General features: G+C 65.8%; 21 protein-coding genes. 8 read left to right on the top strand and 13 right to left on the bottom strand.

Annotated elements, in window-relative coordinates; genetic code table 11:
* Window positions 1-57: 57 nt before the first annotated feature.
* From hisD to E0L93_RS10195, 4 genes are read right to left on the bottom strand one after another with little or no spacing between them, the layout of a single operon-like run.
* A complete protein-coding gene (hisD, locus tag E0L93_RS10205; protein ID WP_132691556.1) occupies window positions 58-1,362 on the bottom strand; it encodes a histidinol dehydrogenase in 1,305 nt (434 codons plus the stop codon).
* A 14-nt stretch (window positions 1,363-1,376) separates the two neighbouring features.
* Entirely contained in the window at window positions 1,377-2,915 is a 1,539-nt protein-coding gene (locus tag E0L93_RS10200; RefSeq protein ID WP_207890426.1) for a sodium:solute symporter family protein, read from the bottom strand.
* Between the two features lie 3 nt (window positions 2,916-2,918).
* Window positions 2,919-3,050: a hypothetical protein gene (locus E0L93_RS16460; RefSeq protein ID WP_279387480.1), complete on the bottom strand. Its 132-nt coding sequence runs from the start codon at window positions 3,048-3,050 to the stop codon at window positions 2,919-2,921.
* Window positions 3,047-3,523 (bottom strand): hypothetical protein, encoded by a 477-nt coding sequence (locus E0L93_RS10195; protein ID WP_132691554.1) that lies wholly within the window; start codon window positions 3,521-3,523, stop codon window positions 3,047-3,049. The genes E0L93_RS16460 and E0L93_RS10195 overlap by 4 nt, the downstream gene beginning before the upstream one ends.
* Before the next feature lie 428 nt (window positions 3,524-3,951).
* On the opposite strand from E0L93_RS10195, the gene E0L93_RS10190 reads away from it, so the two are divergent.
* Window positions 3,952-4,956 (top strand): LacI family DNA-binding transcriptional regulator, encoded by a 1,005-nt coding sequence (locus tag E0L93_RS10190; protein WP_132691552.1) that lies wholly within the window; start codon window positions 3,952-3,954, stop codon window positions 4,954-4,956.
* 53 nt (window positions 4,957-5,009) lie between these two features.
* Here E0L93_RS10190 and E0L93_RS10185 read toward each other — a convergent pair whose 3' ends face one another.
* From E0L93_RS10185 to E0L93_RS10165, 5 genes are all read right to left on the bottom strand, one after another.
* On the bottom strand, window positions 5,010-6,110 hold the full coding sequence (locus E0L93_RS10185; protein ID WP_132691550.1) for an NAD(P)-dependent alcohol dehydrogenase: 1,101 nt from the start codon (window positions 6,108-6,110) through the stop codon (window positions 5,010-5,012).
* 64 nt (window positions 6,111-6,174) lie between these two features.
* Window positions 6,175-6,684, bottom strand: a complete 510-nt coding sequence (locus E0L93_RS10180; RefSeq protein WP_132691548.1) for a MaoC family dehydratase — start codon at window positions 6,682-6,684, stop codon at window positions 6,175-6,177.
* Window positions 6,685-6,697: 13 nt separating this feature from the next.
* Window positions 6,698-7,261 carry a FumA C-terminus/TtdB family hydratase beta subunit gene (locus E0L93_RS10175; RefSeq protein ID WP_132691546.1) on the bottom strand — a complete coding sequence of 188 codons (564 nt, stop codon included), beginning with the start codon at window positions 7,259-7,261 and terminating at the stop codon, window positions 6,698-6,700.
* A complete protein-coding gene (locus E0L93_RS10170) occupies window positions 7,258-8,100 on the bottom strand; it encodes a fumarate hydratase (RefSeq protein ID WP_132691544.1) in 843 nt (280 codons plus the stop codon). The genes E0L93_RS10175 and E0L93_RS10170 overlap by 4 nt, the downstream gene beginning before the upstream one ends.
* A 15-nt stretch (window positions 8,101-8,115) precedes the next feature.
* Window positions 8,116-9,561 carry an SLC13 family permease gene (locus tag E0L93_RS10165; RefSeq protein ID WP_132691542.1) on the bottom strand — a complete coding sequence of 482 codons (1,446 nt, stop codon included), beginning with the start codon at window positions 9,559-9,561 and terminating at the stop codon, window positions 8,116-8,118.
* 277 nt (window positions 9,562-9,838) lie between these two features.
* On the opposite strand from E0L93_RS10165, the gene E0L93_RS10160 reads away from it, so the two are divergent.
* The 5 genes from E0L93_RS10160 to E0L93_RS16120 all read left to right on the top strand — a co-directional run bounded on the left by E0L93_RS10160 (window position 9,839) and on the right by E0L93_RS16120 (window position 14,887).
* On the top strand, window positions 9,839-10,990 hold the full coding sequence (locus tag E0L93_RS10160; protein WP_132691540.1) for an acyl-CoA dehydrogenase family protein: 1,152 nt from the start codon (window positions 9,839-9,841) through the stop codon (window positions 10,988-10,990).
* A gap of 1 nt (window position 10,991) precedes the next feature.
* Window positions 10,992-12,164 (top strand): CaiB/BaiF CoA transferase family protein, encoded by a 1,173-nt coding sequence (locus tag E0L93_RS10155; RefSeq protein WP_132691538.1) that lies wholly within the window; start codon window positions 10,992-10,994, stop codon window positions 12,162-12,164.
* An 82-nt stretch (window positions 12,165-12,246) separates the two neighbouring features.
* Window positions 12,247-13,470 (top strand): M14 family zinc carboxypeptidase, encoded by a 1,224-nt coding sequence (locus E0L93_RS10150; protein WP_207890425.1) that lies wholly within the window; start codon window positions 12,247-12,249, stop codon window positions 13,468-13,470.
* A 31-nt stretch (window positions 13,471-13,501) separates the two neighbouring features.
* The gene (locus E0L93_RS10145; protein WP_132691534.1) at window positions 13,502-14,404 is read left to right on the top strand and encodes a glycerophosphodiester phosphodiesterase; all 903 of its coding nucleotides are present in this window, start codon (window positions 13,502-13,504) and stop codon (window positions 14,402-14,404) included.
* 285 nt (window positions 14,405-14,689) lie between these two features.
* On the top strand, window positions 14,690-14,887 hold the full coding sequence (locus E0L93_RS16120; RefSeq protein ID WP_207890424.1) for a hypothetical protein: 198 nt from the start codon (window positions 14,690-14,692) through the stop codon (window positions 14,885-14,887).
* Here E0L93_RS16120 and E0L93_RS10140 read toward each other — a convergent pair.
* From E0L93_RS10140 to E0L93_RS10130, 3 genes are read right to left on the bottom strand one after another with little or no spacing between them, the layout of a single operon-like run.
* Window positions 14,884-15,552, bottom strand: a complete 669-nt coding sequence (locus tag E0L93_RS10140) for a haloacid dehalogenase type II (protein WP_132691532.1) — start codon at window positions 15,550-15,552, stop codon at window positions 14,884-14,886. The genes E0L93_RS16120 and E0L93_RS10140 overlap by 4 nt on opposite strands.
* Window positions 15,552-17,447, bottom strand: a complete 1,896-nt coding sequence (locus E0L93_RS10135; RefSeq protein WP_132691530.1) for a propionate--CoA ligase — start codon at window positions 17,445-17,447, stop codon at window positions 15,552-15,554. Before E0L93_RS10135 ends, E0L93_RS10140 begins: the two co-directional genes overlap by 1 nt.
* A gap of 17 nt (window positions 17,448-17,464) precedes the next feature.
* The gene (locus tag E0L93_RS10130; RefSeq protein WP_132691528.1) at window positions 17,465-18,454 is read right to left on the bottom strand and encodes an oxidoreductase; all 990 of its coding nucleotides are present in this window, start codon (window positions 18,452-18,454) and stop codon (window positions 17,465-17,467) included.
* Between the two features lie 119 nt (window positions 18,455-18,573).
* On the opposite strand from E0L93_RS10130, the gene E0L93_RS10125 reads away from it, so the two are divergent.
* Both E0L93_RS10125 and E0L93_RS10120 read left to right on the top strand, forming a co-directional pair.
* Window positions 18,574-19,500 carry a nucleoside hydrolase gene (locus E0L93_RS10125; protein WP_207890423.1) on the top strand — a complete coding sequence of 309 codons (927 nt, stop codon included), beginning with the start codon at window positions 18,574-18,576 and terminating at the stop codon, window positions 19,498-19,500.
* Complete coding sequence (locus E0L93_RS10120; RefSeq protein WP_132691526.1) at window positions 19,497-20,591, top strand: hypothetical protein; 1,095 nt, start codon at window positions 19,497-19,499, stop codon at window positions 20,589-20,591. Before E0L93_RS10125 ends, E0L93_RS10120 begins: the two co-directional genes overlap by 4 nt.
* Here the strand turns inward: E0L93_RS10120 and E0L93_RS10115 are convergent.
* The gene (locus E0L93_RS10115) at window positions 20,575-21,924 is read right to left on the bottom strand and encodes a GntP family permease (protein WP_132691524.1); all 1,350 of its coding nucleotides are present in this window, start codon (window positions 21,922-21,924) and stop codon (window positions 20,575-20,577) included. The two genes, E0L93_RS10120 and E0L93_RS10115, sit on opposite strands and share 17 nt — an antisense overlap.
* Window positions 21,925-21,964: the final 40 nt, after the last annotated feature.

The raw sequence follows: 21,964 nt of genomic DNA, 5'->3' as shown, positions 1-21,964 counted from the left end.
AGCCAACCCCTGATTACTCCGGTTGCTGAAGGCTTCTGTGGCTCGTTCTTCCGCGTTTCAAAGCGGAGGTTTTGGAGACTGCTTCGCCCTCTCCTGCCTGATACGGCATGTCAGCGCGTGACCGTACATCAGCTCTCCATCAGAGATGGCCGCGGCGGCCGGCGCAACCTGACGGGTGCCCTCTTCGCTGACCTTCTGGTAGGTGACGGTCTTGGTGAACTTGCCTACCCATAAGCCGCCGGTGTAACGAGCGGCGCGGTTGGTCGGCAGGACGTGGTTTGTGCCGATGGCTTTGTCGGAGTAGGCTACCGTCGAATGCTCTCCGAGGAAGAGCGAACCGTAGTTGGTAAGCCGCTCAAGAAACCATTCAGGGTCTCTGGTCTGCACTTCAAGGTGCTCGGGGGCTATCTCATCTGAGACCTTAACCATCTCTTCGTCGCTCTCGCAGAGGATGACTTCTCCGTGGTTTCTCCAGGCTTCGCCGGCCATCCTTTTGGTTGGCCAGTCACCTTCAAGCCAGCGGTCCACCTCCCTTATGGTCTCCTCGCCTACCTCCCGCGAGGTGGTGATAAGAACGGCCGGGCTGGTTGGACCGTGTTCGGCCTGCCCCAGCAGATCGGCTGCCAGTAGATGCGGTTCGGCCGTCTCGTCGGCTATGATGGCGATCTCGGTGGGTCCTGCAAGCAGGTCTATGCCCACCTCTCCGAAGAGCTGGCGCTTGGCCTCGGCGACGTAGGCATTGCCGGCTCCCACGATCATATCCACCGGCTCCACCTCTTCCATGCCAAAAGCGACTGCGGCCAACGCCTGTACCCCGCCGAGGCACAGGATCTGATCCGCTCCACAACTGGCCATCGTGTAGAGCATCGGTTCGTAGATGCCGTACGGTTTGCCGTCCTCTCCTCTGTGCGGCGCGGCAATTGCTACCACCCTCTTCACGCCCGCCACCTTGGCCACGGCGACGGTCATGATCGAGGAAGCGAACATGGGATATTGTCCCGAGGGGGTGTAGGAGCCCACCGCGTTAACCGGGATCTGCTTCTGGCCGAGGACGACACCGGGCAGGGTCTGCTTCTCGAAGTCTGTGAGCGTCTCTCTCTGGAGCCTGGCGAAGTTCTGGACCTGTTCTTTGGCGAACTCTATATGCTCCTTGAGCTCGTCTTCAACCGACTCCTCAGCTCGCCTTATCTCTTCTTCGGAGACCACAAAGGACTGTGGGTTCCAGCCGTCGAACTTCTCGGAGTAGCGCCTTACTGCGGCGATTCCCTCCTTCTCTACCGCCGACAGAATCTCGCTCACCGCGTCTCTGATCTGCCGGGTAGCTCCTTCTTCCTGCGGTTGACCTTTCTTCAGGTACTCCATCTTGAACCTCCCTGCTATGCCTCCCTTGCCGGGCTTCTTCTCTCACCGAAAACCCGGTCGACGAACTCCTCGGGCATCGGCCTCGTGAGAGGAGTCGCCACTAACATGACTATTGAGCCGACGATAACTCCCATACCCCCCGCAGCGAAGGGGTTCCCCTCTCCGGCCTCCGGACCGGGAGCGAACCCCAGGGGGTCTATCAGTGGCAGGTAGAAGAAGCCGTAGGCAGCCACTCCCGCCACAAAGGAGATGATCGCGGCCGTCTTGGTCGCTCTTCTCCAGAGGCTCCCGATCAGAACCGGTCCCGCCAGGCCGGACACTATTCCCCCAACGCCGACCCACAGGAGAACCGCCAGGTACTCCGGCGGGTTCCAGGCCAGGGCTATGCCGGCCACTAGAGCCAGGACGACCCCGATCCGGCCGATCAAGAGCGCCCGCCGGTCCACAACTTCTTCGGGCTGGTTCCTGGCGAACTGCTTCCTGTAGAGATCATTGGCCAGAAGCTGCGACACCGAGACGACCAGCCCGTCCGAGGTCGAGAGCACCGCCGAGATGATCGCTACGGCGAGAAATGCGGCCACTATCGGCGGGAAGACCTCCGTGAAGAGCACGGGGATAACTTGGTCTGGCCTGTCGAGACCGGGACCAATTACAGCGGCGCCGACGAAACCTCCGAGAGCCATCATCGGCAGTATCCCCCCAGCGATAATGGCGAACATGGCGAACTGCCGCATCTGTCGGGCATTGCTCAGTGCCATGAACTTGTTGCCGAGGTGGGGCAGGATACCGAACGGCAGGTGGGCGATCAGCAGCAAGATAACGAGCCATGCCGCTCCAAAGGTGGGATGTCCGGGGATGAAGAACGTGTCCCACCCGGCGCCGGTCATCTCGTCTACCCTCTGGTTTATCGTTGTTGGGCCGCCCTCTACTCCGAAACCCGTAAAGAACATGACGGCGATCGCCACGGCGATACTTAGCATCAGAAGCCCCTGTACCGCGTCGGTGAGTATGTCGGCGTGCGAGCCGCCCATCACGATGTAGACGAGCAGCACCCCCGCTGTGAAGAACAGGGCCGGGATGTAGGGCATCCCCATCATGACCTGAAAGAGCGTGGCGGCAGCGACGAGCTGGGCCGTTATGTAGAACAGAAGGAGGAAGGAGACTAGCGTCATGCCGAGCCTGAGAAAGTCCGAATCGTAACGCGCCCCCACAAACTCGGGGATCGAGCGGTTCCCGAACCTGTCTCCCATCGTCTTTATCAGCTTGGCGCTCATCAGCATCCCCAGGTAGATCCCGATCGGATAGAGGATCGGGTACCAGAGGCTGGGGAAACCGAGATCGTACGCCAGGCCGGGCATCCCCAAGAACGTCGATCCACTGGCGACAGTCGCGACGAAAGCGAGCCCCAATACCCACGGGCCGTAGGAGCTACGGGCCACCGCGAAGTCGTCGGCGGTCTTGGTCCTCCTCATGCCCATGTATCCCATGGCGATGAAGAGGCCAACGAAGGCTATCAGAAATATCCACGACCAGAATACTACAGGGTCGTTCACCCCTTACCCTCCTCTCCCCTCGTCACTCCCCGTTTCTTCCTCGCGCGAAACGACGATGTCCGTTCCCCACAATACGTAGGCGGCAAGAACCCAGGCCAGAATCATCAGCGTGAACCACAACGCGATCATGTTCATCTAAACTGCCCTTCCTTGTTAGTAAAGAACGTCGCGGGGGCTTTCACAGCCGCGACAACCTCAAAGACCTCCGGAACATCTTTCACTTTCCCCACAGCCCCTGTGAACCCCTCAACCAGCGCCGCCTTGCGGAGCGGCTGGCCCTGCCTCGCATAGACGTGGTAGGGCACGTAGACCAGAGCAAATTCCTCTGCCTCTATTCTGGGCGGTTTACTCGGGCGGTAATTGCGGAATACGAATCTCTCCGCGTATTCCCACGCCAGCTCCCTGGCCTCACCCTCCGAAGTGAGAGGCGGGATGACCTCGTGGCCGCTGAGATCCTCCTCCGCCATAGAAGGCCACTCACTGGCAGGACCCGTCGACCGACTCCTGCCGTTGACCCCCGTGAGAAGCCGCGCCCTTACTTCTCTCCCAAAACTCCTGGTAGCTGTGACCTTCCAAGACTGGAAATAATAAGGGTAGTACACGCTCAAGACGCGCCGTGGCACCTCCTGGCTTCGCAACAGCGAGCCTAGCCACCCCTTGCGAGTCACCGAAGCTACACCCCGCGCCACCGCAGGCGAATCCTCCGCAATGAGAACCTTCATAGTCCTGCCACCAACTCTCGAAGTCCTCTCTCCTGCTCCCAAGTGATGAATACGTATTCATCACCACCTGGCCACACTCTAGAGCTTAGTAGTCTGCGTGTCAAGCATCGTCAGTGGTTTGCGGGGCAATACGCGGAGAATCTGCGCGGGCTATGTCCCTCGGGGCGGGTTATTCTCTAAACGCTTGCGCGCGGTAGTGAGTAAATCTGGCATTCTTTCTGAGCATATAATGGTGGAGCTGGCATCGGAGATGGAGCGCATAGGAACGGATTTTACATGGTCATGCGGGGCTTTGCGCTGACGAGAGAGGTTTGATGGCTACCAGCCGGGATGTGGCTCGCGCTGCGGGGGTTTCGCAGACGACGGTTTCGCGGGTGTTGCACGATCACCCGGGTGTGAAGCCGGAGACCCGGGAGCGTGTCTTGCGCGTTCTGCGCGAAATGAATTATTCGCCGGACGGTCTGGCGCGTGCGATGATAACTCGAAGGACAGGGACGGTTGGTGTTGTGGTCGAAGACATCACCAACCCATTTTATCCGGAGGTTGTGGAGGCTTTCTGCCGGGAGCTGGCGGCGGTGGAGCGTCGGATGACCCTGTGGAACTCCGGAGAGGCGGGAGAGCCGGCGGCTGTGGGGGCCATCCGGCAGAGACTGGTTGACGGGGTTATCTTCACTACCGCGACGTCTGATTCTGCCGTACTCAAAGAAGCGGTGCGCCAGGGCGCTCCTGTAGTGCTCTTCAACCGTTACGTTCAGGATATAGACTGCGACAGGGTTACCACCGACAATCTCGGCGGCGGGCGGATCGTTGCCAGGTACTTTGCCGGTCATGGGCACGAGCGGATCGGTTTGATCTCCGGGAACCAGAAGGCGAGCACCGCAATCGAGCGGGAGAAGGGCTTTCTTGAGGAGCTTGGAGCTCATGGATTTGATCCGGGAGCTGTTCTGCGGCAGCCGGGGGACTTCTCATATCACCGGAGCCGGCGGGCCATGCGCGAGTTGATCGAGTGCGATGCTCCCCCTACGGCCGTCTTCTGTGCAAACGACCTGACAGCTCTGGGTGCGATCGATGCGGCTCGCGAGGCAGGTGTAAGAATTCCCGAGGATGTATGGGTAGTCGGTTTTGACGACATCGGCATGGCTTCCTGGAAGACCTTCGACCTCACAACCGTGCGCCAGCCAATCTCCGACATGGTCCGGGCGGCGGTAGAGTTAATGGTCCGGCGCGTTTCGAGCCCTGGGCGGTCGTTTGAGCACGTAGAGTTCGGCAGCCAACTGATAATCCGGGGCTCTACGGCACACAAACAACTCCCAGAGTAGAGCTGCTCGGGGGAGCAGATTTATGGGTTCTGGAATTGCTCAACCCCCGGCTGCTACCCCATACGCAGCACGGGCTTTAGCACCTCTCCGCGTTCGGAGTCCTCGGCGGCGGTATTGATCTCGTCCAGCTCGTAGAACCGGATCAGGCGGTCGAACGGGAAGCGGCCCTGGGCGTAGAGCTCGATGAGGCGCGGGATGAAGATGTCGGGTATGCTGTCGCCCTCGATGATGCCGCGCACGGTCCGCCCGAAGAGTATGTTGTTCATGTCCAGGCTGACCTCCGTCCCGAGCGCCGCGGCCCCGATCAGGCCGCACACCCCGCCCAGCGTCAGCGAGTCGACCGCCTGCCGGAAGACCGCGGGCGAGGCGGTGGTCTCCACCGTGTAGTCTGCGCCCCCGCCGGTGAGCTCCCGGATCTCCTCGACGAGATCCCCCGACTCCGAGGCGTTTATGGTGTGGGTGGCCCCCAGCTCCCTCGCCAGCTCCAGCCGCCCCGGCTTGATGTCCACCCCGATGATCGTGGCGCAGCCCGCGACCCGGGCCGCCATGATGGCGCTCATCCCCACAGACCCCGTGCCGAATACCACGATGCTGGTCCCGGCCACAGGATGCAGGGAGTTGAGCACCCCGCCCGCCCCGGTCTGAATGCCGCAGCCCAGAGGTCCCATGATCTCCAGCGGCACATCTCGCCGGATCTTGACCACGTTCCGCTCGGTGGCCAGAGCATACGTGGCGAACGAGGACTGGGCGAAGAAGTGGCCGTGGATGGTGCGCCCGTCCTGGCGGATGGCGCTGCTCCCGTCCGGCCGCGCGCCGCCGAAGTTCAGCTCGTAGAGCTTGAAGCAGTAGGGCGGCCTGCCCTGCTTGCAGTTGGCGCACTCGCCGCACGAGAGGTAGCTGAGCACGACGTGATCCCCGACCTCAACCTTGGTGACACCCTCGCCGACGGCCTCCACCACCCCGGAGCCCTCGTGCCCAAGCACGGCCGGCAACGGTACCTCGTACCACTGGTCGCGCACGATCAGATCCGTGTGGCAGATCCCGGCCCCAATGACCCGCACCAAGACCTCCCCGGGCCGGGGCCCTTCCAGTTCCAGCTGCTCAACGGAGAACGGCCGCCCCTTCTCCCGCACGACCGCCGCGGTGATCTCCACGCCTCGCCTCCTTGGTTCACCTGTAATGATTATTGCGAATTGTAGGAGAGGCGGAGCCTTTGCGTCAAGGACCCCCGCGCTCCGGCTCGACGCGTGGCATCTCTGGAGCATGTCCGCGCCTGTAGACCATGAGGGTGCGTTTGAAGGTGATCACAACCCTCCCCTCCTGGTTGTAGCCGGTCGTCTTCACCTTCACGATCCCCACCTTCGGGCGCGAGCGCGACCCTCTCTTCTCCAAAACCTCAGACCGGGAGTAGATCGTGTCCCCCTCAAAGACCGGGTTGGGCAGCCGCACCTCCTCCCAGCCCAGGTTGGCAAACACGTTCTGGGAGACGTCCGAAACGCTCTGGCCGGTCACCAGCGCCAGGGTGAAGGTGGAGTCTACCAGGGGCTTGCCGAACTCGGTCTGTTTGGCGTAGTGGTGGTCGAAGTGTATGGGGGCGGTGTTCTGGGTGAGCAGGGTGAACCAGATGTTGTCCGTTGTGGTGATTGTACGGCCTAAAGGGTGGTGGTAGACGTCACCGACCTCGAAGTCCTCAAAGAACCTTCCTCGCCAGCCTTCCTTCTCGGCCATCCTTCTCCTCCCTCTACTCTCTTCTGCGCCAGCGCCTCCGGCCTTCCTCGTACAGGTCACCGCTGTGCAGGTCGTTGACGACCACGGCCGGGAAGTCTTCCACGACGAGCCGGCGGATGGCTTCGGCGTCCAGGTCCTCGTAGGCTACGACCTCGGATTCCTTCACGCACTGCGCCAGCAGGGCCGCCGTTCCTTCCACCGCGCCGAAGTACACGCAGCCGTACCGGAGCATCGCCTCCCGCACCTCCGCCGAGCGGGTTCCCTTGCCGATCATGCCCCTGAGCCCCCGCTCTATTAGCAGGGGCGAGTACGGGTCCATGCGGGAGGCCGTCGTGGGGCCTGCTGGTCCAATGGCGTGTCCGGGGCGGGCGGGGGTGGGCCCCACGAAGTAGACTACCTGACCTTCGGGGTCGAAGGGCAGCGGCTCTCCGGCCGTGAGGGCCCCGGCCATGCGGGCGTGTGCCGCATCGCGCGCCGTGTAGAGCACGCCGCTGAGGCGTACGAGGTCTCCGGCGTGCAGTGGCTCGATGTCCTCCACCGAGAGCGGGGTGGTGAGGGAGACGTACCCGCCGCTCACAGCTCTACTTCCCGGACGCGGTGGGAGTGGCAGTCTACGTTCACCGCCACGGGGAACGCCGCGATGTGCGTCGGGTGGCTCTCGATGTGGACCGCCAGCGCCGTCACCGTACCGCCGTAGCCGGCGGGACCGATGCCGGTGGCGTTGATCTCCTCCAGAATCTCCCGCTCCAGGGCCGCCAGCTCCGGGTCCGGGCTGGGTTCTCTGGAGCGCCGGGTGAGCGCCTTCTTGGCCAGCTGCGCCGACTTCTCGAACGTGCCCCCGATCCCCACTCCCACCGTGACCGGGGGGCTGGCGTTCGGGCCCGCTTTCTCGACGGTCTCGACGACGAACCGCTTCATCTCCTCCACTCCCTGGGCCGGGGTGAGCATCCTTATGGCGCTCATATTGTCGCATCCGGCACCCTTGACCAGCAGGGTCAGCCCGAGCCGGTCGCCGGGCACGAACTCGTAGTAGACGATGGCCGGGGTGTTGTCGCCGGTGTTCGTCCGCCGCAGCGGGCTCTCCACGATGGACTTGCGCAGGTACCCCTCCCGGTAGCCCCGGCGGACCCCCTCGTTGATGGCCTCCTCCAGACCGCCGCCCACGAAGCGCACCTCCTGTCCCAGCTCCACGAAGAAGACCGCGTATCCGGTGTCCTGGCAGAACGCCACGCACTCCCGGCAGGAGACCTCGGCGTTCTCGAGCAGCTGCCCGATCACCTCCCGCCCCAGCGGGGATTCCTCCTCTTCGAGCGCCTGTCTCAGGGCGGAGAGATGATCCTCTCTCAGGCAGGTGTTGGCCTCGACGCACAGCTCGCGCACCGCCTCGATCACCCGCTCTACGTGTATCTCGCGCATCTCACTCCTCCTCGATCAGACAAAGCCGAGCGGCCTCCACCACAGCGCCGCCACAGCGCCCAGTATCGCCAGAAAGACTGCCGTCAACAGCAGTCCGACCCGCAGCAGGTCGCGCGAGCCGTACAGCCCGGTCTCGTAGGTGATGAGGTTCGCCATCGCCTGGGACGGCAGAACGAACGTCGCCAGCCCGGCGAGCGCCACCGTGACGCCGACCGCCGCACCGGACAGCTCCAGCGCTCCGGCACCCGCCAGCAGGATGGGCAGGAGCGTGGCCGCTGCGGGAGTAGATCCGGCAAACGCTAGCTGGTAGACGAGCATGATCCCGCCGACGACCAGCACTCCGGCGACGGCTCCAAAACGGGCCAGCTCTGCAGCTCCGGCGCCCAGGAGCTGCTCCCCGACCCAGGCGGCGGCCCCCGTGTCCCTGAGCGTGAACGCTAAGGAGAGGCTGGCTCCGAACATGAAGATGGAGCTCCACGAGATCTCCAGCACCTCGGACCACGACACGACCCGCAACGGCGAGACCGTCATCAGGGCGACGGCCAGGAAGGCCGGCACCGCCGGGTGCCAGCCGGTCACCGACTCCAGGCACCAGAGGACGGCGGTGAGCACCAGGATGCCGGCGAGCCTCAGCTCCCGGCCAGTCACCGGTCCCAGCTCCGCCAGGCGCTGCGCGATGGCTTCCCGGTCCAGGGCGCGCTCCTCCGGGGTGGGGAAGAGGAGGACCAGCCCCAGCCACAGGGCCAGGAACGCCAGAAGAGCCACCGGCCAGGTGAGCAGTAACCAGTCGAAGTAGGTGATCCTCTCGCCCCCCGCTTCGACGACGAGGTCCACGGCCAGCACGTTGACGACAGCCGCCGGCAGGATAGCGATGCCGCCGAGCGTCGCTCCGAACGCCAGGCCGAGCAGAAGCCGCTTGGCACCGTTCGGCGACCCGTGCCGGGCGAACGCCTCGGCGATCGCCACCACGACCGGCAAGAGCGCCACGGCCCGCACCACCGTCGAGGGCACGAAGACCGCCAGAACCATCAGAGCCACGAGCAGCCCGGCCAGAACACCGCCGCTGCCCGGGGGCACGCGGAGCAGAAAGGTGTAGGTCAGCCGGCGGGCCAGCGGGGTCTTCTGGAGCGCCGCCGCCATCATGAAGCCCGCCGCCAGCAGGAGCGTCGGTGCGGAGCCGAACCCCGAGACCGCCTGGTCGGGCGAGGCCGCGCCGCTCGCCGCCAGCGCGAAGATGACCGGGATCGAGGTCGCGGCCAGCGGCACGGGTTCGAGTATCCAGGCCGTGAGCGTGCCGGCCGTGATCGCCAGCGCCCAGCGGGCCGGAGAGTCGAGCGTCTCCGGGAGCAAAAGCAGGACCGCGCCGCCGAGGGCGAAAGGCAGCGCCGCCCGGAGAGCCCGGGAGAGCTGCGCCGGGGTTGTCTTCTCTCCCTCCCCTGCATTTTGCGGCGTCCCCCGCATCCCGCTTCAGGCGGGCTCCCGCGTACGGTCAATCATCCTGAATATTTTCCGCTCCCGTCTCCGGCTGTCAGAAATGTAGGTTACCAGGAACAGCGCGAACGACAGCACAGGCTTCCTGGGCTGGGGCCTGAATCCTCACAGATCCTCTGAGCTCATCAATTCCCGGACTTCGTTTATATGGCCCGTGCTATCATGATCCGGAGACCGGTATGGCACAGAAACAGCGCAGAAAACCGGCTTACCAGAGGCTTTCGGCGGATCTTCGCACACTGACAGGATGAGCGGAACCGCGGGGTTCGAGGACCTGCGGGCCGAGGTGCGCGAGGTGTGCGGGCGATTCCCCGACTCCTACTGGCGGGGGCTGGATGCCAGGCGCGGGTACCCGGAGGAGTTCGTCCGGGCCATGACCGAAGAAGGCTACCTCGGCGCGCTCATCCCGAAGGAGTACGGGGGCTTGGGGATGAGCCTGGCCGAGGCGTCGGTGATCCTGGAGGAGGTCAACAGGAGCGGCGGCAATGCCCAGCCCGCCCACGCCCAGATGTACGTGATGGGGACGCTTCTCAGGCACGGCTCTGAGGAGCAGAAGAGGGAGTATCTGCCGAAGATAGCCACAGGAGAGATCCGCCTTCAGGCCTTCGGGGTCACGGAGCCGGAGGCCGGTACCGACACGACCTCCATAAAGACCTTCGCCCGCAAAGAAGGTGACCGCTACATCATAAACGGGCGCAAGATCTACATCTCCCGCGTTCAGCACTCCGACCTCATGCTGCTTCTGGCCCGGACCACGCCGCGCGAGCGGGTGAGGAAGAGATCAGAGGGACTCTCGGTCTTTCTCGTAGATCTGCGCGAAGCGGTGGGCATGACGGTAAAACCCCGGCGGGTGATGATCAACAACGAGACCAACGAGCTCGTCTTCGAGAACCTCGAGGTTCCGGCGAGCGCCCTGATCGGCGAGGAGGGCAAAGGCTTCCGCTACATTCTGGACGGGATGAACGCCGAGCGCGTCCTGATCGCCGCAGAGTGTATCGGCAACGGCCGGTGGTTCGTAGACCGTGCGACCCGGCGCGCCAAAGAGCGCGTCGTCTTCGGGCGGCCCATCGGCCAGAACCAGGGCATCCAGTTCCCCATAGCAAGGGCGCACATAGGCGTGGAGGCGGCGAGCCTCATGCGCTTTAAGGCGGCGCAACTCTTCGATGCCGGAGAGCCGTGCGGAGCGGAGGCGAACATGGCGTTGCTCCTTGCGGCCGATGCCGCCTGGGAGGCGGCCAACGTAGCGATGCAGACCTACGGGGGCTACGGCTACGACGTCGAGTACGACGTGGAGAGGAAGTTCCGCGAGACGCGCCTGTTTAAGGTGGCGCCCATCTCCACCAACCTCATCCTCTCCTACATCGCCGAGCACGTGCTGGGACTGCCGAGGTCGTTTTAGGATGCTGCCACTCGAAGGTATCACGGTGATCTCTTTAGAGCAGGCGGTGGCCGCCCCCTTCGCCACCCGCCAGCTCGCAGACTTAGGCGCAAGAGTCATAAAGGTCGAACGTCCCGAAGTTGGAGACTTCGCCCGCTCCTACGACGAGACGGTGAAGGGGATGTCCAGCCACTTTGTGTGGCTCAACCGCTCCAAGGAGTCGATCACGCTCAATCTCAAAGACGAGCGCGCCCGCGATATTCTTGAGAAGCTACTAAAGCGGGCCGACATCTTCGTGCAGAACCTGGCCCCAGGAGCGGCACAGAGGCTGGGGTTTGGAGCCGAAGCACTCAGAGAGCGGCACCCCAGCCTCATCGTGTGCTCCATCTCCGGCTACGGCTCCTCGGGCCCCTACCGGGACAAGAAGGCCTACGACCTCCTGGTGCAGTGCGAGGCGGGGCTGGTCTCCATCACCGGCACGCCGGATACCCCCTCCAAGGTCGGCATCTCGGTCGCCGACATCGCTGCCGGGATGTACGCCTACTCGAGCATACTCGCCGCGCTCTTCAGGCGGGAGCGCACCGGGGAGGGGGCGTCTTTGGAGGTCTCCATGTTAGAGGCTTTAGGAGAGTGGATGGGCTACCCCCTCTACTACACTCTCTACGGGGGCGAGCCGCCTCAGCGCACCGGGGCAAGGCACGCCGCCATAGCCCCCTACGGACCCTTTGTATGCGGTGATGGGAAGACGGTATTCCTGGGCATCCAGAACGAGCGGGAGTGGGAGCGCTTCTGCGAGGCGGTGCTGGAACGTCCCGAACTGGCCAGAGACCCCCGCTTCGAGAGCAACTCAAGGAGGGTAGCAAACCAGAAGGAGCTGGGTGCGGTCATAGAGGGGGTGTTCGGGAGGCTGTCTTCGGAAGGGGCGATCTCCCGCCTCGATCGCGCCCGCATAGCCAACGCCCGGTTACGCGACGTAGGAGAGTTCATAGAGCATCCGCAGCTTGCGGCGCGGGGCCGGTGGGCGGAGGTGGGGTCGCCGGTCGGAGCCCTGCGCGCCCTCTCGCCGCCGGTGGACGGTTTGGGGGCGAGTCTGGGACCGATCCCGGAGGTGGGCGAGCACACGGAGGCCATCCTGCGGGAGCTCGGCTGCGGGCCGGAGGCATTGGAGGAGCTGAGGCGCGGCGGGGCCGTGTAGCGGGTTTACCCGGGCCCGCCGGAGAGTTAAGCTGTTAGCTGCTTGGTGGGATAGCGAGAGAAGGAGGATGGGGTTGGATGCATTGGCACGCTTGAAACCGCTCCTGGGCAGCCTGCTGGCCGCGCTGTTCGTGGCGGCGGCCGCCATCGTGGCGGCGCTGCTGGCACCCGGTTCGCCGGCGGCCGCTCAATCCGCCAACGCTCACTGCGGCACCGAGACGGGAGACACCTCCAGTGCGGGCTGGACGAGCCACGAACAGCTCAAGCGCCAGCTGGCCCAGATAGAGCGTGCGAGCGGCGGGCGCGTCGGCGTCGAGGTCGTGGGACACTCCAATCGCGGGCGTGAGATCTTCGCCGCTACCGTGGGCAGCGGGGATCAGGTAGCGCTCATAACCAGCGAGATCCACGGCAACGAGAAGACCGGGACCGAGGCTCTCCTCTCGATGCTCCGGTACCTCGGTTCCAGCGACTCCGCCCGGGCACGGGAGATCCGCGAGAACATAACGCTCGTGGCGATGCCGAAGATGAACCCGGACGCCGCCGAGCTGGACCGGCGGGGCAACGACATGAGCTGGCAGGAGGTCGTGGAGCGCTTCCCGCAGCTCGCCGGAGCCCGGCCGGCCTGGAACTACTACACCGGGCGGCTGCAGAACGACGACTACTCGCAGCGCCCCGGTTTCGACGTCAACCGGGACTTCAACCCGGATCTGGACTACGTGCCGCGGCCGCAGGACTTCCCCGGCTCTTCCAGCAGGCCCGGCTGGTACATAACGCCCGAGGCCCAGGCCGTGCGCGACGTCTACCGGGACCTGCTCGACCGCTTCGGCCGGGTGGACGTCTTCGTCGACCTGCACCACCAGGGGCCCTGCTACCGCGTCGGGGACGAGGACGGGGACTACGTAACGCTCTCCCTCAGCGCCCAGTTCGTGCCGGACCCCCGGACACCCGAGGGGGCCAGGTACGCCGAGTACGCCGACCGCTACGATTTCGACTTCTCCCGGCAGCTCAACGTGGCCGCCTACGACGCGCTGCAGGCTATGGGCAGCTCGCCCTTCAAGAACGTGACGCTCTACCCGCAGGGCCTCGATCTTCCGGGCACGGCGCTCGGATCGTTCGCCTTGAACGGCAGCGGAACGGTGCTCTTCGAGGTGCGCGGACAGACCTGGACCTACGGCCAGAAGCAGAAGGGACAGCTCACCCGGGCGGTGGAGACCGGGCTGTACGGCATCCTGCAGAGCGTCGCCGACGGTTCCGTGCGGGAGATAGACCCCGAACGCTACCACGAGATCCCGCAGACCGCCCGGTAGGGTACGGTCGCCCGGCGCGTATAATGGACGCGTGTTGGAGTACCTGAGAACCCGGCCCGCCACGGCCGCCGTGCTGCTAGCGGCGGCCGTGGCGGTGGTTGCGCTCGCAGCCTTTCACCAGCCGTCTCCCCCCGATCTGACCGTGACCCGGGAGTTCGAGCCGCAGGAGTTCGCCGTCATCGCGTACCGGGGGGCCTCGGCCTACGCCCCGGAGCACACCCTCGCCAGCTACGCGAAGGCGCTCGGGATGGGTGCCGACTACATCGAGGTAGACCTCCAGATGACGCAGGACGGAGCCCTCATCGCTCTGCACGACGTCTCGCTGGAGCGCACCACCGACGCCGAGGAGGTCTACCCGGACCGGGAGCCCTGGATCGCAGGGCTCTTCACCCTGGAGGAGATAAAGCGGCTGGACGCCGGATCGTGGTTCGGCGAGGAGTACGCCGGTGAGGAGGTGCCTACCCTGCAGGAGGTCATAGACCTCGTCGGGAGAGACGCCCGGCTCTACATAGAGACCAAAGAGCCGGAGGCACACCCGGGCATGGAACGGCGGCTGATCGAGGTGCTAGACGAGAACGGCCTGCTGGGGACCGACCGCGTGATCGTGCAGTCCTTCTCGCCGGAGTCGCTGCAGCTCCTGCGCGAGCTGGACGAAGATCTCTTCCTGGTACAGCTCTACTCGCCGGAGATGGTGGCGGGCCAGGACCGGGAAGAGCTTCTGGACGCGGCGGCCGAATACGCGAACGGCATCGGGCCGGATAAGGACCTGGTGGACGCCGGGCTCGTCCAGGAGGCCAACCGGCGGAACCTCGTGGTGCACCCCTACACCGTCAACGAGCGGGCGGACATGCTGCGGCTCCTGAACCTCGGAGTGGAGGGGATGTTTACCGACATGCCCGACCACCTCATGGGAATCTTGCAGAGGTCCGGCTGACGAAGCCAAACCCGCCCCGCCCGGTACTGGTATCCGTGCGCTCTGGACGGCGTCTTTCGGCACAACCTCCCGGGCAGGGGCCGGGGCCTATGCCGGCCGTAGTAAGCTTCGGAAGCCCTAAGGGGACCTGCTGCGGGAGGATGAGGATATGGTGGTGTGGTGGGGTGCCCGGATAGAATGCGTCTCTGCACTGAAGCGCTGCTTACGAGAGGGTGGGATCTCTACCGCCGAAGAGGGGCGAGCCAGAGAGGTGTACTGGAAACCTTCTCCGGGAACTGGTCGGAGATGCAACCCACGAACCGGCTGCGCTCTCTCGCTGAACGGCTGCTGGCCGTCCATCCGTTGTGCGCGGCAGACGCCTTGCAACTTGCCGCTGCCCTGCGCTGGTGCGAGAACAACCCCGCCGGCCGGGAGTTCGTGTGTCTGGACGATCGGCTGCGCGAGGCGGCTACGAAAGGAGGGATTCTCCGTGCTGCCCGCTAGCTGATCCTCTCCGCCAGCTCCTCCAGATTGTTCACCGTCACGTCCGGCTCGATTCCCCACGGGTCGAAGACCGCATCGGGTCTGCGCTTCACCCACGCCGCTTTAAGCCCCGCCGACTTAGCCCCGATCACGTCGAACGGGTTGGAGGAGACGAGCCAGACCTCCTCCGCCGGGCGGTCTAACCTCCTGGCCAGGTAGGCGTAGACGACGGGATCGGGCTTGAAGCTCTCCACGTCGTCCACGCTGATCACGCCGCTCAGGTGCGGCAGTATCCCGGCCCGCTCCAGCAGCACGCGCGCCGCCGCCTCGACGCCGTTGGAGAAGGTGACGAGGGTGTGATCCTGCGCCCGCAGCCTCTCCAGGCCCGGCAGCACGTCCGGGAAGGGGCGCAGGTTCTGGTATTCTTCGAGGAGGCTGTTCTTGTCCTCCTCGGAGAGCTCCACTCCCAGAGAGGCGGCGGCGAACTCCAGGGCCTGCCGGGTGCAGATCCCGAAGTTCTCATAGCGGCGCATGAGCGCCTTGCGGAAGGTGTACTCGATCTGCTTCTGCCGCCACAGCTCCGAGAGGCGGTCCGCTTTATCTGCAGCCAGTGGCCGGAGGTGCTCGTTCATCTCCAGCGGGTCCACTAGCGTCCCGTAGATGTCGAACCCTATGGCTTGCGGCATCAGCGGCTCTGCGGGGTTGCGGCCTTGATCTCCTCCAGGGCGGCCGGGTCTTCTATGGTCGAGAGGTCGCCGGTCTCCCGGCCCTCGGCCAGCGCCTGGATGCTGCGCCGCAGCAGCTTGCCCGAGCGGGTCTTGGGCAGCGCGCCCACGAAGCGCACGATCTCCGGGCGGGCGATCCGCCCAATCCTCTGCGCCACGATCTCCTTGATGGACTCCTCCAGCTCCTCTCCCGCCGGCGCGCTCTCCTTCGGCACCACGTAGGCGGCCACGACCTGGCCCTTGTACTCGTCCTTCACCCCGACGGCGGCGGCCTCGGCCACGTCCGGATGGTCGCTGATGGCCTCCTCGATCTCGCGCGTCCCCAGCCGGTGCCCGGCGACGTTGATCACATCATCCGAGCGGCCCATGATGAAGTACCGGCCGTCCTCGCGGCGGGTGGCCCAGTCGAAGGTGGAGTAGAGCTCGTCGCCGGGGAAGTCCGAGAAGTACGTGTCTACGAACCGTTTGTCGTCGCCCCACACGGTGCTCATGCAGCCCGGCGGCAGCGGCGGCTTGATGGCCAGCACCCCGCGCTCGCCGGGTCCGACCTCCTCGCCCGACTCTTCGTGCACCAGCTTGAGGTCGTAGCCGTAGACCGCAAAGCCCGCCGAGCCGGGGACGACCGGCTCGTCTTCGAGCCCCGGCAGCAGGCTGCTCAGGATCGGCCAGCCGGTCTCCGTCTGCCAGTAGTTGTCCCGCACCGTCACGCCCAGGGATTCGGAGGCCCAGCGGGAGGTCGGCTCGTCCAGCGGCTCGCCCGCCAGGAAGAGGTTGCGCAGAGAGGAGGTGTTGTGCTCCCGCATGTACTTCGGGTCCTGCTTTCTTAAGGCCCGGATCGCGGTCGGGGAGGTGAACATGGTGTTCACACCGTAATCCTCCACGATCTTCCACCAGATGCCGGGGTCGGGCCGGATGGGGAGTCCCTCGTACACGATGGAGGTCATGCCGTACATGAGCGGGGCATACACGATGTACGAGTGCCCCACGACCCACCCGATGTCCGAGGCGGTGAACATCGTCTCGCCGGGCTCCGAGGCGAAGATGTGCTTCATGGAGGAGACCAGCGCCACCGCATAACCGCCCGTGTCGCGCTGCACGCCCTTGGGGGGCCCGGTCGTGCCGGAGGTGTAGAGGATGTAGCTCGGGTGGCTCGACTCCACCCACTCGGCCGGGATCTCCTCCCCGGCGTGCTCCTGCCGCAGCCCGGAGTAGTCGAGGTCGCGGCCCTCGTCCACGGGCATCTCCTCGTCTATCCCGCGGTGGCAGACGACGACCTTCTCCGGCGGGTGCCGGGAGGCGTCGAGCGCCTCGTCCACAAGGGGTTTGTAGCGGACTACGCTGCCGCCGCGCATCCCGGCGTCGGCCGTGATGAGCACCTTCGGCTTCGCATCGTCTATGCGCTTGGCGAGGTTGTGCGCTGCGAAGCCTCCGAAGACGACGGAGTGGATGGCACCCAGCCGCACGCAGGCGAGCATGGCGAAGATGGCCTCCGGCATCATCGGCATGTAGATGATCACGCGCTCGCCCTTCCCGACCCCGAGCCCGCGCAGCGCGGCGGCGAAGGCGTTCACCTCGGCGTACAGCTCCCGGTAGGTGTACTCCGCCCGCTCGCCCGTCTCGGTCGAGACGTACGCGAGGGCGGTCTGCTCGCCCCGCTCCTGCAGGTGCCGGTCTACGGCATTGTGGCAGAGGTTGGTCTCGCCGCCGGCGAACCACCGCACGAACGGCGGGCGGGAGTAGTCCCGCACCTCGTCCCACCGCCGGTTCCAGTCCACGGCCGCCGCCTGTTCGGACCAGAACGCTTCCGGCTCCTCTATGGAGCGGCGGTGGAAGCTGCGGTACTCCTCAAGGCTCATCTTTATTACCTCCTGTTTTAGGAGATCTCGACCACCATCCGGCCCCGGGCCTTCCCCTCTATGAGCCGGTCGAAGGCCCCGGGCAGCCCGGAGAAGGGGATGTCGTGCGAGATCTCCTGCAGGTGCCGGGGGCGCATGTCGCTGGCGAGGCGCTCCCAGATCTGCTTGCGCTCCTCCATCGGGAAGTAGTTGGAGTCTATGCCGAGCAGATCCACGCCGCGCAGGATGAACGGCAGGACGGTCGTGTTCAGGTCGAAGCCGCCGGCGTTGCCGCACGCCGCGATGCTCCCGTGGCGCTTGGCGGTGCGGGTGAGCCAGGCCAGAACCCCGCCGCCCCCGACGGTGTCCACCGCCCCGGCCCACATGGACTTCTCCAGCGGCCGCTCACCCATCTCCAGCTCGTTGCGGTTTACGACCTCCTTCGCTCCCAGCTCCTTCAGGTAGTCGCGCTCGGACTCCTTGCCCGTGATGGCGGTGACCTCGTAGCCCAGACCGGCCAGGATGTCCACCGCGATGCTGCCCACGCCGCCGGTGGCGCCGGTCACGGCCACCGGGCCGTTCTCCGGCGCGAGGCCGTTCTTCTCCATCCGGTAGACGGAGAGGGCGGCGGTGAAGCCGGCGGTGCCGATGGCCATCGCGTCCCGCAGGGAGAGCCCCTCCGGGAGGGGCACGAGCCAGTCCGCCGAGTGCCGGAGGTACGGGGCGTATCCTCCGTCGCGCTCCTCGCCGATCCCCGTGCCGGTCACGAGTACCTCGTCCCCCTCGGAGAAACGCGGGTCTTCGGAGGCCTCGACCACCCCGGCGGCGTCTATCCCGGCCACCTTCGGGAAGCTGCGCATGATCTTGCCCTTGCCGGTCGCCGCCAGCGCGTCCTTGTAGTTGACGCTGGAGTAGCGGACGCGGATCAAAACCTCGCCCTCGTTGAGATCGTCGAGCGTGATCTCCTCCAGGCGTCCTCTGGGCTTGCCGTCTTCTTCGTGGACCCGGTAGGCCTGAAAGCGGTCCATCTTCCCCTTCCTCCTCGGATAGACTGCGCATCCTGCATTATATAGTTACCCGGTCTCCGGCGAAGCTCTCGCCTGTGCTACCCTACATCCCGGAGGCGCGTGCGGAAAGGAGCCGCTCTGTGAAGCCCGTCCTGCTGGATATGGATCCCGGACACGACGATGCTGTGGCCCTCCTGCTCGCTTGCGCCGCACTCGACCTCCGCGGCGTCACCACCGTCGCCGGGAACGTCCCGCTGGAGAAGACCACCCGCAACGCGCTGAGGGTTCTGTCTCTTATCGGGCGCGGTGATGTCCCCGTCGCCGCCGGAGCCGCCGCTCCCCTGGAGCGGGAGCTCTACACGGCCGAGAACATCCACGGTGAGAGCGGGCTGGACGGTCCCGAGATCCCGGCCCCGGCGTTCGGGCCCGACGGGCGCGGGGCGGTGGAGCTGATGGCGGATGTTGTCGGCGGCTCTCATGAGCCCGTCACGCTCATCCCCACGGGACCGATGACCAACGTGGCGGCCTTCCTGCGGGAGCGCCCCGACCTGAAGGAGAACGTGGATGGCATCGTGCTCATGGGCGGCAGCATCGGGCTCGGGAACACCACCCCGGCGGCGGAGTTCAACATCTACGTGGACCCGGAGGCCGCCCGGATAGTTTTCGGCAGCGGCCTGCCGGTTACGATGGTCGGACTGGACGTGACGCATCTGGCGGGAGCGACGCCGGAGCGGCGGGCCCGGATCCGGAGGCTCGGCCCGGTCGGCGAGGCCGTCGCGGGGTTGCTGGAGTTCTTCGCCTCCACATACCGGGAGGTCTACGCCCTCGACGCGCCCCCGATCCACGACGCGGTCGCCGTCGCGGCCGTCGTAGACCCCGCCCTCCTCAAGACCCGCCCGATGCGCGTGGAGGTGGAGTGCGAGAGCGAGCTGACCCGCGGCCAGACGGTCTGCGACTACCACGGGGTGTGGGGGCTGCCGCCCAACGCGGAGGTCGGCGTGGACCTGGACGTGGAGGCGTTCTTCGAGCTGCTCTGCGGGACCTTGGAGCGGCTGGAAGCCCGGTGAAGCCCGCGATCACCGACCTCCCGGATCTGGTCGAAGCCCTGGACCCCGGCGAGCGGGCGGTCTTCGAGCGCATCTTCGAGGTGAGCGCCACGACCGGACGCCTGGTGCCGCCCGGGAGCATGCACCCCTGGATAGAGAAGTCCTTCGGCTCTGTGGACGCCGTGCGCGAACAGCGGATAGTGCGGGTCACGAACCGTATCACGCTGGAAGGCACGCTCTTCAACGGCTTGCGGGCGGCCCGACCGATGGACACGGGAACGGACCTGGAGCTGGAGCAGGAGATAGCGAGCACCGCCGGAGACCCGTTCTGCAATCCGGAGGAGGGGACGCCCGCCGACACCTTCGGCCGCGTCCGGGGCGAGCACTCCGTCACCGCCTCCAACGTCGCCAAGTACGACGGCTACCACGGGCTCGTGATCTTCGACGACCACAACCCGCTGCACCTCACCCCTGAGAAAGTAGATGACTACCTCGCCGTCGGGCTGGAGTGGCACCGCCGGGTGCTGGAGGAGGATCCGGAGGCCCGGTACTTCTTCCCGATGTGGAACTGCCTCTGGCGGGCGGGCGGCTCCATCATCCACGGCCACGTTCAGCTCGCCGCCGCCCGCGGTGCGCACTACCCGAAGGTGGAGCGCCTGCGCCGCGACGCGGCCGCCTACGCCGCCCGGTGCGGCGGCGACTACTTCGACGATCTCTACCGGGTGCATGCCGCGCTGGGGCTGGATCTCCCCTGCCCGGAAGGGGTGCGGGGCTTCGCCGGCCTCGCGCCCGTCAAAGAGAAGGAGATCTGGCTGCTCGGGAGGAGTCTGGAGGACAGGTCTCTGCGCCGCGCCGTCGGGGCTGTCCTGCGGAGCTGCGTGGACGAACTCGGCGTGCGCTCGTTCAACGCGGCCTTCTTGCTGCCGCCTATTCCCGGCGGGCGGGAGTGGAGCGGATTCCCGGCCGTGGTGCGGATAGTGGACCGGGGAGACCCGGCCGGCCGCACCTCGGACATAGGGGCGATGGAGCTGTATGCGGCCTCGGTGGTCGCCTCCGACCCCTTCCGGGTCGCGGAGGCCTTGCGGCGGCAGGTGCCTAAAGGAACAGGCTGATGCTCAGGACCGTCAGAAAGCCGGTCAGGCCCACGAGCGTCACCATGACCGTCCACGACTGGAGCGTGTGCTTCTCGGAGAGGCCGAGGAACCGGCTGACCAGCCAGAAGCCCGAGTCGTTGACGTGGGAGAGCACCGTGGCTCCCGAGGCGATGGCCACGACGATCGCGCCTACGAGCGGCGCGGAGTAGCCCGCTCCTTCGATGGCCGGAGCCACGATGGCGGCCGATGTGACCATCGCAACCGTGGCCGAGCCGAGCGAGACGCGCACGAAGACGGCCGCGAGGAAGGCGAGCAGGACGATGGGCAGGTTCGAGGCCTCCATGATGCCCTGGACGGCGTCTCCGATCCCGCTCTCCTGCAGCACGTTGCCGAACACGCCGCCCGCGCCGGTGACCAGGATGATGAGCCCCACCGGCTCCAGCGCCTTGCTCGCGGCTCCCTGGACCTCCTCCCGGGAGTAGCCATGCCGGACGCCGAGCACGTAGAAGGCCAGGAGCACGGCTATCGTCAGAGCCGAGAAGGGATGCCCGATTAGCGTCAGCACGTTTCTGGCGAGGCTGTCCTCCGCCAGCGCCAGGTCCGAGAGGGTATTGACCAGGATGAGGGCCAGCGGGATCAGGATGATGGACACGACCAGCGCGAAAGAAGGGGTGGTCACGCCCTCCTTCTCCGCCTCCTCCTCCGGCCGCTCCATGTACTCGGGGACGTCAACGCGGATCCTGTCCGCTATGTAGCGCCCGAAGAAGACTCCTCCCACAGCCACCGCCGGAAGCCCCGCTATCGTTCCCCACAGGATCACCCAGCCGAGGTCGGCCCCTATGATCCCGGCGACGGCGACCGGTCCCGGCGTCGGGGGGATGAAGGCGTGCGTGGAGGCCAGCCCGGCCAGCAGCGGGATGGCGTAGTAGAGCAGCGAGCGGCCGTACCGCTTGGTCAGGGTGTAGACGAGGGGGATGAGGATGATCAGGCCCACGTCGAAGAAGACCGGAATGGCGACCAGAAAACTCGTGAGCCCGAGCGCCCACTGGACCCTGTCCTGCCCGAAGGCCCGCACCAGCGTGCGCGCGATCTGCCCGGCCCCGCCGGTGATCCTGAGCAGCTCCCCGAACATCGCGCCCAGACCCACCACTACGGCTATGTAGCCCAGGGTGTTGCCCATTCCCTCCTGGATGATGCCGATGACATCCCCGGGCGGTATCCCGGCGGCGAGGGCGGTCAGGAAGCTGACGAGCAGCAGCGCCACGAAGGCATGCATCTGAAACCTGAGGATGAGAAGCAAGATCAGGGCAACTGCTACAACAGCTATCGAGATGAGCACCGCCGGTGACATAGAATGCCCCTCCTCCCGGACGCCTTCGCGCTCAGTCTTG

This window comes from Rubrobacter taiwanensis, from assembly GCF_004337705.1.
Taxonomy (GTDB): Bacteria; Actinomycetota; Rubrobacteria; order Rubrobacterales; family Rubrobacteraceae; genus Rubrobacter_C; species Rubrobacter_C taiwanensis.
The sequence above is the reverse complement of the archived record's forward strand: the minus strand, read 5'-3'. Positions and strand labels throughout refer to the sequence as shown.

Coding starts and splice junctions, on each gene's coding strand:
- E0L93_RS16460 (WP_279387480.1), bottom strand. CDS start 3,050: ATGAACATGATCGCGTTGTGGTTCACGCTGATGATTCTGGCCTGGGTT.
- E0L93_RS16120 (WP_207890424.1), top strand. CDS start 14,690: ATGCAACCCACGAACCGGCTGCGCTCTCTCGCTGAACGGCTGCTGGCC.
- E0L93_RS10155 (WP_132691538.1), top strand. CDS start 10,992: ATGCTGCCACTCGAAGGTATCACGGTGATCTCTTTAGAGCAGGCGGTG.
- hisD (WP_132691556.1), bottom strand. CDS start 1,362: ATGGAGTACCTGAAGAAAGGTCAACCGCAGGAAGAAGGAGCTACCCGG.
- E0L93_RS10140 (WP_132691532.1), bottom strand. CDS start 15,552: ATGCCGCAAGCCATAGGGTTCGACATCTACGGGACGCTAGTGGACCCG.
- E0L93_RS10130 (WP_132691528.1), bottom strand. CDS start 18,454: ATGGACCGCTTTCAGGCCTACCGGGTCCACGAAGAAGACGGCAAGCCC.
- E0L93_RS10180 (WP_132691548.1), bottom strand. CDS start 6,684: ATGGCCGAGAAGGAAGGCTGGCGAGGAAGGTTCTTTGAGGACTTCGAG.
- E0L93_RS10170 (WP_132691544.1), bottom strand. CDS start 8,100: ATGCGCGAGATACACGTAGAGCGGGTGATCGAGGCGGTGCGCGAGCTG.
- E0L93_RS10135 (WP_132691530.1), bottom strand. CDS start 17,447: ATGAGCCTTGAGGAGTACCGCAGCTTCCACCGCCGCTCCATAGAGGAG.
- E0L93_RS10165 (WP_132691542.1), bottom strand. CDS start 9,561: ATGCGGGGGACGCCGCAAAATGCAGGGGAGGGAGAGAAGACAACCCCG.
- E0L93_RS10160 (WP_132691540.1), top strand. CDS start 9,839: ATGAGCGGAACCGCGGGGTTCGAGGACCTGCGGGCCGAGGTGCGCGAG.
- E0L93_RS10190 (WP_132691552.1), top strand. CDS start 3,952: ATGGCTACCAGCCGGGATGTGGCTCGCGCTGCGGGGGTTTCGCAGACG.
- E0L93_RS10115 (WP_132691524.1), bottom strand. CDS start 21,924: ATGTCACCGGCGGTGCTCATCTCGATAGCTGTTGTAGCAGTTGCCCTG.